This window comes from Neorhizobium phenanthreniclasticum (genome assembly GCF_040066075.1).
GTDB classification, from domain to species: Bacteria; Pseudomonadota; Alphaproteobacteria; order Rhizobiales; family Rhizobiaceae; genus Neorhizobium; species Neorhizobium petrolearium.
The window spans coordinates 166885-179558 of the sequence record NZ_JBEAAL010000012.1 but is presented as its reverse complement, the minus strand read 5'-3'; the positions used below and the strand labels follow the sequence as shown (position 1 = coordinate 179558).

The window sequence follows — 12674 nt, the reverse complement described above, 5'->3', positions numbered from 1 at the left end:
GTTTTATGGAAGCGCGTCATGAGCACCACCGTCAAGGTTTCCGAGGCCAAGGCCCATCTGTCCGAATTGCTCGTCCGGGTCGAAGCCGGCGAAGACGTGATCATCTCACGCGGAAACGACCCGATTGCCAAGCTGTCCCGGATCCGCGGGGAAACCGATCTTCAGCTTCTGGTCAACGAAGTGCGGGCCGCCCGTGGCCGGGCAAAGCCCTCTTCTCACGATGAGATCATGTCCTGGCGGGACGAAGGGCGCCGATAATGTCCTTCGTCATTGATGCATCCCTGGTAGCGGCCTGGCTGCTACCGGAAGAGTATAGCGATGCGGCCGAGACCGTTATCGCCTCGATTGCGGAGCCCTGCCCTGCGCCGTCACTGTTCTGGTTCGAAATTCGCAACATTCTGGTCATGTCGGAAAGGCGTGGCCGGATTGCTTCGGGAGGCGCGCTCCTTGGCATGGAGCGGGTGCGACGATTGCCGCTCGACGATGCAGGGATTGGCGGCGACGGATCAATCCTGCTCCTGGCTTCCAATCACATCCTCAGCGCCTATGACGCGGCCTATCTTGCCCTGGCCATCAATAGAAACGTGCCCCTGGCCACCCTCGACCGCAAGCTGGCCGCCGCAGCCCGGAAAGAGGGGGTAACCGTGCTCGGCCCTTACGCTCATGGCGACTGACAGCGAAGTTCTCGTCTCTGCCCGCGCCAAACAACTCGACACGATCGCCGCCGTCCTGCCGATCGACCGGCGCGACGAACTGGCCGAATTGTTGACCGACCAGGACATCGAAACACTGCGCCATCTGGTCAACGAGGGCATGGGCGAAAACACCCTGCGCGCCCTCACCTCCGACCTCGCCTATCTGCAGGCCTGGTCGCTGGCCGCAACCGGCGCCTCCCTCCCCTGGCCGGCGCCCGAGGCACTGCTACTGAAATTCGTCGCCCACCATCTGTGGCAGCCCGACCAGCGCGACATCGATCCTCACCACGGCATGCCTGCAGCTGTTGAGCAAAGCCTGCGCGAGCAACGCTTCCTTCGATCTTCCGGACCGCATGCGCCCGACACGGTGCGCCGGCGGCTTGCCAGCTGGTCGACGCTGACGAAATGGCGCGGCCTGACCGGCGTCTTCTCCTCGCCTTCCCTGAAATCGGCGATACGCCTTGCCGTCCGCGCGACGCCGCGGCCAAGGAAACGCAAGAGCGTCAAGGCGGTGACCGGCGACGTCTTGGCAAAAATGCTTGCTACCTGCAGCGCCGACAGCCTGCGCGATAGTCGAGATCGAGCAATCCTGATGGTCGCCTTTGCCTCTGGCGGTCGCCGGCGTAGCGAGATCGCCGGTTTGCGCAGGGAGCAGCTCTCAGTCGAGCCGCCGATCACAGTCGAAAACGGCCCTCCCCTCCCCTCTCTCGCCATCCATCTGGGTCGCACAAAAACGTCTGGTTCCGAGCACGACGAGGTCGTTTATCTGACGGGCCGGCCCGTGGATGCGCTCAACGCATGGCTTGCGGTTGGAAGAATCGAAACGGGGAGTATTTTTCGGAAGATCGATCGCTGGGGCAATGTTTCGAAGCGGGCCCTGGAGCCGAGTGCGGTCAACCAGATCGTGAAGCAGCGGGCGGTGATGGCTGGGTTAGATCCGCGGGAGTTTTCGGCGCATGGACTGCGATCGGGATACCTAACCGAGGCTGCGAACAGGGGGGTTCCGCTGCCAGAGGCCATGGAGCAGTCGCGCCATCGCTCAGTGCAACAGGCCTCAAGCTACTATAACAGCGCAACGCGTCGCAGTGGTCGGGCTGCGAGATTGCTCTGATCCGAGTAGGCGTGGTTCAAGGGACATACAGCTAAACGATTGATAAGATTGCCTTATCCTTCCTTTGTTTCCTTATATGGAAAGAAACGCGAAACAGCGGCAAAACGGCCTCTCTCGTCGAGCAGAAGTCAAGTCTGATCGGAACCACCTGCTTGCATATCTCTACGGCCTTCAGGTGGTCCACAAAGCATAAAAGTAGCCAGGAATGATCCTGGCTACCTTTCTCAATCTTGAATTCTTGATAGGCCCTTCGCGGCAATCACCATACAGGTGGGCTCGTGAACGCCGCCGGAAAGCAATTTCTTTCAGGCCTATTGCCGTGCCATAGCGAGCTGAATGGCCATGACCGGATCCACCTTGTGTTCCGCATTCTCGGCTGCGTCGTCAATGGCGAGTTGGAGGCCCTTGATCTGGCTCTGTTGCAAAGATTTTAAGCGCCGGGGAATTCCACCGTTCTCTGCTATCAAGCGGCCTAATCTTCGAGATTCTGGGCGAGCAAAGCCACGGCTTCGGTCAGAGCACTCGGCCCGATACCGAAGGCCCGTTCAACGATACGAGCCTCTCCACAGATGTCTTTTGTCAGGTTGAAAATAGCAGCCTGGCCCTTGCGTAATGCCCGCATGACTTCGAAACCCTTGATCGTCGCATAGGCCGTCTTCAACGTCTTGAACCCTCTGACCGGCTTGATGAGTTGTTTCAGCTTGCCGTGATCGGCCTCGACGACATTGTTCAAATATTTGATCTGCCGATGTACCAGCTCGTCGGGGCATTTGCCTTTGGCCTTCAATTGAGCGATGGCAATCCCGTAGGTTGACGCTTTGTCAGTGTTGATGACAGTCGGCTTTTCCCAGTCTTTCAGGCCATTCAAAGCCTTACCCAAAAAGCGCTTGGCTGCTTTGGCATTACGGGTCGGAGACAGATAGAAATCGATGGTGTTGCCGAATTTGTCGACGGCCCGGTAAAGGTAAGTCCATTGCCCGCGGACCTTCACATAGGTTTCGTCGACACGCCAGCTCGTTGACTGTGGCCGGCGCCAATGCCAGCGCAGCCGTCTTTCCATCTCCGGCGCATACTTTTGAACCCAGCGATAAATCGTGGAATGATCGACAGGCACGCCCCGTTCGCCCATCATCTGTTCAAGATCGCGGTAGCTGATGCCATAGCGGCAATACCACCTCACCGCCCATAAGATTACGTCACCCTGAAAATGACGCCACTTGAAATCGCTCATCAAAAGTCTCGCTGAAAATTGTCAGCGCTCTTTCGGCCATCAACCGAGTTTTTGCAACAGAGCCCGCTTCCGTCACTTCCTGATGAATGACGGCGAGGTGACGGCGATGTGATCGGGCCATGCCTTGCCGGTCCGTGTCGTACCTGGCTACTAGCTTTCAAGTTCCGATTTCAGAAAGTTCTTTCGATCCATGTCCAGCGAATATCGGCTGTCGCGGCGAGCCTTCGTTTTCGCCTCGGTTTCAATGACCGCGACGCTCGCAGGCTGCGCCGCCACGACATCATCTGCCCGACGGGCTCCTCTTCCCGAAAAGGTCAGCCTTCCGATCGGTCCTCCGACGGATGCCGAGTTGCAGGCGAGATATGCGGCCCTTGAGGATGGCAGTCATCTCATCCCCGCCATTCCCTATCAAAAGATGGATCCGAAATATTTCCGCCAGCGGGTGGCCGATCCGACCGGCGAGACGCCCGGCACCGTCGTCGTCGATACGCCCGGTCGTTTCCTCTATGTGGTCGAGCCCGGAGGGACGGCGATGCGCTATGGCGTCGGCATCGGTCGCGACGGCTTTGCCTGGCAGGGCGAAGGCATCATTCATTGGCGGCAGCACTGGCCGCGCTGGAAGCCGCCGGCCGAGATGATCGTGCGCCAGCCGCATCTCGAAAGATACTCGATCGAGAACGGCGGCATGGAGCCCGGGATCAAGAACCCGCTTGGCGCGCGGGCCCTCTACATCTTCCAGAACGGACAGGATACGCTCTACAGGCTGCACGGCACCCCGGAATGGGATTCGATCGGCAAGGCTACCTCCTCCGGCTGCGTCCGATTGGTCAACCAGGATGTCCTCGATCTCTATACGCGGGTGCCATACCACGCGCCGATCGTCGTTCACCAGGAGCCCCTGGTGCCGGTTTCCGCCGTTTGATAGACCGCTGCTGTTTTATCGCAGGCGGGTCATGTAGAGCCCGCTCAAAGGCGCAGAGAGCGGGCGAACGGGCTGGAGGGCAAGCTGGAACTGGACGAGGAAACGCCGCAACCCGACACACCGACGCCGCGGATGTTGTCATGGGCCCGCAACTCAACGATCTATCGCCTCGAGCGGCGGATGCATACGGAAAAGCAGCTCTTTGACGCCATATGGCGAAAGGCTCGGCAGAAATTCGAAAACATCAGCGAAGCACAGGCCGGGGCATTGGCCGACTCCGCTGTGAAGTTTGCCTATGACAACAAGGCGCTGGATGATGCGGCCTATGCCGAGATCAGCACTCGTTCGGGCATGCGCCACGGCAGGTCCAAACGAGCGATCGCCCAGAAATTGTCGCAGAAGGGTGTCGCCCGAAGCACCGTCGCGGCTGCCGTCGCCGAGGCGGACGACTTCCATGCAGCTCTCGCCCTTGCCCGCAAACGCGCTTTCGGGCCGTTCCGCAAGGTCGCGCTCGATGAAAAGCGCAAGGCAAAGGAGCTTTCCGCCTTTGCCCGGGCGGGCTTCAGCTTCGATATCGGCAAAAGGGTATTCGAGATGTCGCTGGACGAGGCTCAAGAAGCGCTGGATGTCGGCCGCAGTCTTTAAACGACGGGCATCGGCAATCAGGCACGCCTGAGTGCGGGGTCGTCGAGTGCCGGATTGTAGAAGAGCGAGAGCGTCAGGCTTTTGGCGATGCGCTCCGCCGTCGCCATGAACCAGGCCTTTGCTTCCTCGTTCGGGGCGATGTCGTCAAGCGTCGCGGCAAAGAGCTCCAGCCATTTCGGGAAAAGCTCCGGCGTCAGATTGGCGACGCCGAGATGTGCCTGGACCGGTTTTCCGCCATAAGCGCCCGTGCGCAAGGCGACGGAAGACCAGAAGCTCTTCATTTTCTGCATATGCTCCGGCCAGCGCCCCGAAAGCCTCGCGTCGAAGACAGGTCCCAATTCCGGATGAGCCAGCACCCGGCCATAAAACGTGTCGACCAGATTGCCGATGAAGACCTCATCAATACCGATCGCGTGCATTTCCGCTGCGGCGCGTTCGCGGATCTCTGCGGCATGCGCAGCACGGCCCTGTAGTTCGTTGTTCATGTAAAACCCCGCGGCTCCGACACCATCTACGGCTCACCTGATATAGGATCTGCCGATGCCTGGCCAAAGGCCGAACTCTCGGTTGCGACGATCTGTCAGACAGCGGCAATCGTCCGGCCAGCCATTCATGGAGGCTTTGGTCGTTGATCGCTGCGGCGATTACCGCAGCGAATAGATGAGCTCAAGCGCAATACGATGGCGCTTCTTCATGTTGGATAGTACCACAAAACAGTGGCCCGGCATTGCTGCCGGGCCACCAGGAAATCAGAAGAATGCGATCGGATCAGACCCGTTCGAGCGCGACGGCGATGCCCTGCCCTACTCCGATGCACATGGTGGAGAGCGCATAGCGGCCCTTGCGGAGCGAGAGTTCGAGTGCCGCCGTGCCGGAGATGCGTGCGCCGGACATGCCGAGCGGATGGCCGAGCGCGATCGCGCCGCCATTCGGGTTGATGTATTCGGCGTCTTCCGCAAGGCCGAGTTCGCGCAGTACGGCGATGCCCTGCGACGCGAAGGCCTCATTCAGTTCGACGACGTCGAAATCCTTGGGCGTCAGCTTGAGCAGCGCGCAGAGCTTCTGGGTCGCCGGAGCCGGGCCGATGCCCATGACGCGCGGCGGAACGCCGGCCGCGGCGCCACCCATGACGCGGGCGATCGGCGTGAGGCCGTATTTCTTCGCCGCCGCTTCCGACGCGATGATCAAGGCCGCCGCACCGTCGTTGACGCCCGATGCGTTGCCCGCCGTGACAGTGCCGCCTTCGATCTTGTTGACCGGTTTCAGCTTGCCGAGCGCTTCCAGGCTCGTCGCGCGGGGATGCTCATCCCTGGAAACGACGATCGGATCACCCTTGCGCTGCGGCACGGTGACGGGCGTGATCTCCTTCTCAAGCCGGCCGTTTTCCTGCGCGGCGGCGGCCTTCGCCTGAGAGCGCACGGAGAAGGCGTCCTGGTCCTCGCGGGAGACCTTGTAATCGATCGCCACGTTGTCGCCGGTCTCCGGCATGGAATCGACGCCATACTGCTTCTTCATCAGCGGATTGATGAAACGCCAGCCGATTGTCGTATCATAGATCTCGGCATTGCGTGAAAACGCAGTCTCCGCCTTGGGCATCACGAATGGCGCCCGGCTCATGCTTTCGACGCCGCCGGCGATCATCAGTTCCGCCTCGCCCGCCTTGATGGCGCGCGCGGCGGTGATGACGGCATCCATGCCGGAACCGCACAGCCGGTTCATGGTCGTGCCGGTGATGGAAACCGGCAGGCCGGCAAGCAGCACGGCCATGCGGGCGACATTCCGGTTGTCCTCGCCGGCCTGATTGGCACAGCCGTAGATCACATCGTTGACGGCTTCCCAATCGACCGATGTGTTGCGTTCCATCAGCGCCTTGATCGGGATCGCGGCAAGGTCGTCGGCGCGGACGGAGGAAAGCGAACCGCCGAAACGGCCGATCGGGGTGCGGATATAGTCGCAGATATAGGCTTCGGTCATGGCTGTCTCCTCATAGTACCGGCACGACGAGGTCGGCGACCGGCCCGTCGATGTGAAGTTTCGCCCCCGTCATGGCCTGCAGTTCTTCGATCGTCATGTCGCCGAGCTTTTCGCGCAAAACGAAATGGCCGTCCTTGATATCGATCACCGCATGGCTCGTATAGACACGGGTGATGCAGGCGACGCCGGTCAGCGGAAAGGTGCACTTTTCGACCAGTTTCGGATCGCCGTTCTTGGTGACGTGTTCGGTGATGACGGACACCTGCTTGGCGCCGTGCACGAGGTCCATGGCCCCACCAACGGCAGGCACGCCCTTGGAACCGACGCGCCAATTGGCAAGGTCTCCATTCTGCGCCACTTGCAGTGCACCGAGGATCGCGACGTCCAGATGGCCGCCGCGCACCATGGCGAAGCTGTCTGCATGGTGGAAGAAGGCAGCGCCAGGCTTCAGTGTTACGGCTTTCTTGCCGGCGTTGATGAGGTCCCAGTCCTCCTCACCGGCCGGCGGCGCTTCGCCGAAGTTCAGGATGCCGTTTTCGGTGTGGAAGATTGCTTGCCGGCCCGGCGGCTGGTAGCGGGCGACCATTTCAGGAAAACCGATGCCGAGATTCACATAGGCTCCATCCAGAATGTCCTGGGCGGCGCGCCAGGCGATCTGGGCGTTGGAGAGCTTGATGTCTTCACGGGTGTTGACGGTCATGCTTGGGCTCCCTGGGATTCTGGGGCGGCGTAGGCCACTCCGGCTCGGATGAGCTCTTCTTCCTGGCTCGGGTTCGCGACTTCGACGACGCGATCGACGAAGATGCCGGGCGTGACCACGTGCTCGGGATCGATCTCTCCGGCCTTCACGATCTTCGAGACCTGCACGATCGTCCTGGCGGCGGCCATGCACATCAGAGGATTGAAGTTGCGGCCGGCCTTGTTGTAGGTCAGATTGCCATAGGTGTCGCCGAGATGCGCCTTGACGATCGCGAAATCTGCCTTCAGCCAGCGTTCCTGCACATAATGCCGGCCGTCGAATTCAGCAATCGCCTTGCCCTCCGCAAGCTCGGTGCCATAGGCCGTCGGGGTGTAGAAGGCCGGAATGCCGGCGCCGCCGGCGCGGATGCGCTCGGCGAGCGTGCCCTGGGGTACGAGTTCGAGCTCGATCTCACCCGCAAGATACTTATCCGTGAACGCCCGCGGATCGGAGGATTTCGGGAACGAGCAGATCATCTTCCTGACCATGCCCGCGTCGATCATCGCTGCAATGCCGATGCGGCCATTACCGGCATTGTTATTGATGACCGTGAGGTTCTTCGAACCCTTGTCGATCAGAGCATGAATAAGCTCGATCGGCGCACCGGAGCCACCGAAACCGCCGATCATGACGGTCGCGCCATCGCCGATTTCGGAGACGGCTTCCGCCAGACTCCCGATTGTCTTGTCCATGGGCGATTTCTCCTTGCCTCGCTTCAGGCCCGGAAAATCGGTCCTCCGCGCCTCCTCGACCAGACATAGATCGCGGCGGGATCAGCAGCAAGGGATTTGTGCGATATTTGACATTTGTTCATATATCGCACAAATTGAACCAGCGCTGTTGAGGCTGACGAGGGGCGGAGGCGGGCGTCGACCTAACAAATGGAGAGGGATCGAGGAATCACGATGCGGGAAACGGATTTTGTCAGCGGTTTTGCCCGGGGGCTGAAGGTGATCGAGGCTTTCGGCGAGACGACGCCGAAACTGTCGATCAGCGATGTCGCCAAGGCGACCGGTCTTGACCGGGCCACGGCACGACGCTGCCTGCTTACGCTCGCCGAGCTTGGCTATGCCGATTACGATGGAAAATTCTTCGCGCTGACGCCGAGGATTCTGCGGCTCGGTCATGCCTATCTTTCCGCGACTCCCCTGCCCCATATCGTCCAGCCCTTTCTGGACAAGCTTTCGGAGGAAGTGCAGCAGAGCGCATCGGCGAGCGTGCTGGATGGCACGGAGGTGGTCTATATCGCCCGTGCTTCGCAGAAGCGGGTGATGTCGATCAACCTGATGCCTGGCAGCCGCCTCCCCGCCTATTGCGCCTCCATGGGGCGTGTGCTGCTCGCGGCCCTGCCGGAAGAGGAGGCGCGGGCGCTTCTCAGGCAGACCGCGCTGAAGGCCTTCACTCCGCGCACAAAGACGGACCCAGCCCGGTTGATGGAGGAGCTTATCCGCGTTCGCGCTCAGGGTTTCGCCGTCATCGACCAGGAGCTCGAACTCGGCCTCTGCTCCATCGCCGTGCCGCTGGAAAACGACCGTGGCCGGGTGGTCGCCGCGCTCAACATCGGCGCCCCGGCGGCCAGCGTTCCGGCTGAGCAGATGGCCGAGCGTTATCTGGAGCCACTCAAGGCCGTGGCCAGAGCGCTCAAACCCATGCTTCGCTAAGCTCCCTTCCCTTCTCTCGATTTCACGTCTCCCCGAGTGGACAATCCTCCTTCCATTCGCTATCAACGTAATGTTATTACATCTCATAAGGAGTTTTCGATGAGACGTATGAGAGAGGGATGGAAGAAGAGCGCCTTGGCCTCGGCAGCAGTGTTCTGGCTTGCCGCCTCCCCTGCGGGCGCGGATGACGCAGAACGCGAGGTCTGGCGGCTGTTCGTTGCCGATCACACGGCACCGGTTGTCCGTGCCATCGATCTGGAGACTGGCGCCGGGCTCGGGAATTTCGACCTCAAGGGTTTCGCAGCCCTGACCGCAAGTGCATCGGGCCGAACGGTTTTCGCGGTTCAAACGGAAGCCGACATGGTGCAGGCGATCAGCACCGGCATTGCAGTTTCCGACCACGGCGAGCACCGGGACGTGGACATCAAAGCGCCGGAAATGCTGCCGGTGAGCTTCGGAGGTCGGCGGCCCGTGCATGCGGTGCCCCATGACGACAGGATGATCCTGTTCTTCGATCGCGAAGGACGGGCGGATGTCGCCGATGAGGGTGCTTTGCTGGAGGGAAAGACGGATATCCGCGCCGTCGATGCGACTGCGCCGCATCATGGCGTCGCAGTGACCATGGGCAGGCACACGCTGGTTTCCGTCCCGGATACCAAAGCAGAGGTGAAGCCGGACGAATTGCCTCCGCGGCTGGGCCTGCGCGTTGTCGATGAGGTTGGCAAACAGGTCGGTGATGCTATCCCCTGCACTGCCCTGCATGGCGAGGCTCTATCGGCGAGGCTGGTGGCTTTCGGTTGCGAGGAGGGCGTCCTGTTGGCTCGCCCTGGCGGCAACGCCGGACCGAAGCCTGAGATGCTCCCCTATGGAAGCAGTCTCCCGAAGGGCAAAGTGACGACTCTGCTCGGCGGCAAATCAATGCAGTTCTTTCTGGGAAATTTTGGTGGGGACAGGCTGGTCGTCATCGATCCGGACGCGGAGGAACCCTATCGGTTGGTCGAGCTACCGACCCGGCGGGTGGATTTCGCGCTCGACCCTGCCCGCGCAAAGAACGCCTATATCCTGACGGAGGACGGCGATCTGCATCTGCTCAACGTGCTGAATGGTTCGATCGTCAAGACGGTCAGGGTGACTGAGCCTTATAGCAAGGATGGTCACTGGCGCGACCCGCGGCCGCGGCTTGCAGTCGCCGGCGACGTAATCGCCATCACCGATCCGCGTCATAGCCTGGTGCGGATCATCGATATCGAAACATTTTCCGAGAGCCGCACCATTCCCCTGGAAGGAATGCCGTTCGCGATCGTCGCCGTGGGCGGATCTGGCCTCGATCACTGAACGGTGGCTTCAGTGAACACTCCAGCGCCGCGCTCCCGGGAGCGCGGCGCCTTTCGGTTGTCGGGCGCGATCCATCATCAGGATGAATCGATCGGGTCGGATCGATTCAATCATCTCGTTGGACGATGGAATCTGGCTTTGCGATTCTGCTGCCATGGATACCGAACCTCTTCTTCTGACCCGCCGCGACCCGGTTCGCAACATGGCTCGCTTCTATGTGCTCACCGTCGAGCCTGATCTGTTCGAAGGCACGGCACTGACCCGCAACTGGGGCCGTATTGGCACCAAGGGCCGCACCTGCATTGAGCTCTTCCGTTCCAGACAGGAGGCCGAGCACCGAATGGCCGCAATCGCGCGCAGCAAGGTGAGGCGGGGGTATAGATCGACCGAGAAGGTGAGTTGACAGCTGTCAACTCAGCAACCCATGACTTTGATCTGAACGATAGATACCCATCCGGTCGAACCTCTCCTGCCGCATCAGCGAAGGAAGGCGAAGAAGGACGAGTTGACAGCTGTCAACTCGTCCTGGAGACGAGGCCATTGTCGACGCAGGAAAGGCTGCGCTGCTGTAACTTTCCTGCCAGAAGACCAACTCCGCCCTTCCGACCATTTTCTGTTCCGGCCCATTCCGGCGGCGTACAGCCTGCCGATCATATCCTGCCGCTATCGCAAAGTTGCCGCGATAGGCCATCTGACCAACAGGGGCCGGAATGAAATGCCACCATCTCGGGAAAGCCCCCAGGGCACGCGGACGGAGCAGGAGAGACGCCCACAGGTCCCGGACGCGGCTGCGCCGCCGTCAACAGCAGATCACAGGCTTCTCCCGAGTGCATAGCCGCCAAATGCATCATATCGATCGCTTCGTCAGGCTTTGCCGCACGATCTCCAACCCGGGCAAGGGGAGGGGTTCCAGCCACGCCGGACTTCACAACAGGCGAAGCTTTCAGCCCCGCAAACATGCTCCCGCCTCGATCCGCGGAAAAAGGGGCGGGGTCTCGGCGTCGCCATCCGCCCATCGACCGGCATTTGCCTTCGGCAATCGGCGGAGTAGAATCGTAACGGGCAACCTGTTGATCGATTCGGTGTTTCCCGCACCAATCTCGACCCCAGGGGCATTGCAGCTCCGAGAAACGGGCCTCAGTCGACACCTCCCGACCGCTAGCGCGAATTATGGTTAACGCAGCGGTAACGAAACCCAACCTCTCTATCGCTTTCGTAACGAAGATCCTCTATAACAACAACAATGCGTTACGAACTTTCGAAATTGCCGCTGCAGACCCTTGTCACGCCCGTAGCGACGGCGACCGCCGCTCTGGTGCGCCTCGACGAGCGTCTTAACCGGTCCGACTTGCGCCAGGGCTGCATCAGCCGCGCCGATTTTGCAGACGCCTGCGCCTCGTTGTGGATCGACGGCGAACTTGTTCACCTCGAGGATCTGGTCCTGCACGACGCCGGCATGGGCATTCGCGCACCCACGCATGAGCTCGCGATTGCGCAGGACGTGCTGCGCACCCGTCGTCGCATTTCCGGCCATCCGGCCGGCTGGGCGCTGAGCCCCGAAGGCCTCAGAAATCTCCGGGGCAGGGGAGGGGGGAACGACGCTGCGACCCTGCCTGCTCCATTGCCGGAAGAGGAGGCACTCAGCGAACCGATCGCCGAGGATGAGGACCCCTTGGCAAGGGAACTGGCGGAGATCGATGCCGTTCTTGCTCGCTCCGAAGCTGTTCTCTCCGGGACCATCCAGCCATCACGATCGTCGCGGCAGGAGCGTGCCCCGCTCGTCTATGAGCCAGGCTGGGATGAGGACGAGCGCCTCGAGGAGTGGCGCGCTATCCTGATCGAAACGGACGGGTTGCCAGCGGCACTGCGAGCCGCGCTGTTGCTCGATGCCTGGAACCAGTTGCAGGTCCTCCAGCACGCGCCCTGGCTCGGCCGGCTGCTGGCAGCCTCCTTGCTCCGCAAGGCTGACATCACCATCGCGCATCTTGTCGCCGTCAATCGGGGCCTTAGAAACGTTTCACGCGAGCGCCGCACCAGTCGCGACCGCAACACGCGACTGCTCGCCATCCTCGATGGGATCGGCATTGCGTCCGAACTAGGCCTGAAGGAGCATGACCGATTGCTGCTTGCAAAACAGCAGATGCAGCGAAAACTCGATGGCCGTCGCAGATCGTCTAAATTGCCGAAGCTGATCGAGCTCGTCCTCTCCCGCCCGATGGTCTCCGCCGGCATGATTGCCGAGGTGCTTGACGTGACCCCCCAGGGGGCACTCAAGATTGCCGGTGAACTGAACTTGCGCGAGCTGACGGGCAGGGGAAGGTTTCGGGCGTGGGGGATAGTCTAGAGTACCCGCGCCTTATA

General features: G+C 61.1%; 14 protein-coding genes. 9 read left to right on the top strand and 5 right to left on the bottom strand.

Annotated elements, in window-relative coordinates:
• Positions 1 to 18: 18 nt before the first annotated feature.
• From ABK249_RS17510 to ABK249_RS17500, 3 genes are read left to right on the top strand one after another with little or no spacing between them, the layout of a single operon-like run.
• Entirely contained in the window at positions 19 to 258 is a 240-nt protein-coding gene (locus tag ABK249_RS17510; protein ID WP_037146308.1) for a type II toxin-antitoxin system Phd/YefM family antitoxin, read from the top strand.
• On the top strand, positions 258 to 674 hold the full coding sequence (locus tag ABK249_RS17505; RefSeq protein ID WP_037146307.1) for a type II toxin-antitoxin system VapC family toxin: 417 nt from the start codon (positions 258 to 260) through the stop codon (positions 672 to 674). The genes ABK249_RS17510 and ABK249_RS17505 overlap by 1 nt, the downstream gene beginning before the upstream one ends.
• Positions 664 to 1806 (top strand): site-specific integrase, encoded by a 1143-nt coding sequence (locus ABK249_RS17500; RefSeq protein WP_227705431.1) that lies wholly within the window; start codon positions 664 to 666, stop codon positions 1804 to 1806. The genes ABK249_RS17505 and ABK249_RS17500 overlap by 11 nt, the downstream gene beginning before the upstream one ends.
• A 472-nt stretch (positions 1807 to 2278) precedes the next feature.
• Here ABK249_RS17500 and ABK249_RS17495 read toward each other — a convergent pair whose 3' ends face one another.
• A complete protein-coding gene (locus ABK249_RS17495; RefSeq protein ID WP_227705430.1) occupies positions 2279 to 3037 on the bottom strand; it encodes an IS6 family transposase in 759 nt (252 codons plus the stop codon).
• 190 nt (positions 3038 to 3227) lie between these two features.
• On the opposite strand from ABK249_RS17495, the gene ABK249_RS17490 reads away from it, so the two are divergent.
• The gene (locus ABK249_RS17490) at positions 3228 to 3959 is read left to right on the top strand and encodes a L,D-transpeptidase (RefSeq protein ID WP_227705429.1); all 732 of its coding nucleotides are present in this window, start codon (positions 3228 to 3230) and stop codon (positions 3957 to 3959) included.
• Positions 3960 to 4049: 90 nt separating this feature from the next.
• Positions 4050 to 4604, top strand: a complete 555-nt coding sequence (recX, locus tag ABK249_RS17485) for a recombination regulator RecX (RefSeq protein WP_227705882.1) — start codon at positions 4050 to 4052, stop codon at positions 4602 to 4604.
• Positions 4605 to 4621: 17 nt separating this feature from the next.
• Here recX and ABK249_RS17480 read toward each other — a convergent pair whose 3' ends face one another.
• The 4 genes from ABK249_RS17480 to ABK249_RS17465 all read right to left on the bottom strand — a co-directional run bounded on the left by ABK249_RS17480 (position 4622) and on the right by ABK249_RS17465 (position 8009).
• Positions 4622 to 5089, bottom strand: coding sequence for a group III truncated hemoglobin (locus ABK249_RS17480; RefSeq protein ID WP_348863484.1), 468 nt, complete (start codon positions 5087 to 5089; stop codon positions 4622 to 4624).
• A gap of 283 nt (positions 5090 to 5372) precedes the next feature.
• Positions 5373 to 6578 carry a 3-oxoadipyl-CoA thiolase gene (gene pcaF, locus ABK249_RS17475; RefSeq protein ID WP_348863483.1) on the bottom strand — a complete coding sequence of 402 codons (1206 nt, stop codon included), beginning with the start codon at positions 6576 to 6578 and terminating at the stop codon, positions 5373 to 5375.
• 10 nt (positions 6579 to 6588) lie between these two features.
• Positions 6589 to 7278: a 3-oxoacid CoA-transferase subunit B gene (locus tag ABK249_RS17470; RefSeq protein WP_037145866.1), complete on the bottom strand. Its 690-nt coding sequence runs from the start codon at positions 7276 to 7278 to the stop codon at positions 6589 to 6591.
• Positions 7275 to 8009 (bottom strand): 3-oxoacid CoA-transferase subunit A, encoded by a 735-nt coding sequence (locus ABK249_RS17465; RefSeq protein ID WP_037145864.1) that lies wholly within the window; start codon positions 8007 to 8009, stop codon positions 7275 to 7277. Before ABK249_RS17465 ends, ABK249_RS17470 begins: the two co-directional genes overlap by 4 nt.
• 213 nt (positions 8010 to 8222) lie before the next feature.
• Between ABK249_RS17465 and ABK249_RS17460 the strand changes: the two genes are divergently transcribed.
• The 4 genes from ABK249_RS17460 (at position 8223) to ABK249_RS17445 (ending at position 12657) form a co-directional block, all read left to right on the top strand.
• Complete coding sequence (locus tag ABK249_RS17460; protein ID WP_227705424.1) at positions 8223 to 8978, top strand: IclR family transcriptional regulator; 756 nt, start codon at positions 8223 to 8225, stop codon at positions 8976 to 8978.
• A 108-nt stretch (positions 8979 to 9086) separates the two neighbouring features.
• Positions 9087 to 10313, top strand: coding sequence for a zinc metallochaperone AztD (gene aztD / locus ABK249_RS17455; protein ID WP_348863505.1), 1227 nt, complete (start codon positions 9087 to 9089; stop codon positions 10311 to 10313).
• A gap of 154 nt (positions 10314 to 10467) precedes the next feature.
• Positions 10468 to 10716, top strand: a complete 249-nt coding sequence (locus ABK249_RS17450) for a WGR domain-containing protein (RefSeq protein ID WP_348863482.1) — start codon at positions 10468 to 10470, stop codon at positions 10714 to 10716.
• Positions 10717 to 11556: 840 nt separating this feature from the next.
• Positions 11557 to 12657, top strand: coding sequence for an RHE_PE00001 family protein (locus ABK249_RS17445; RefSeq protein WP_037145856.1), 1101 nt, complete (start codon positions 11557 to 11559; stop codon positions 12655 to 12657).
• Positions 12658 to 12674 lie beyond the last annotated feature (17 nt).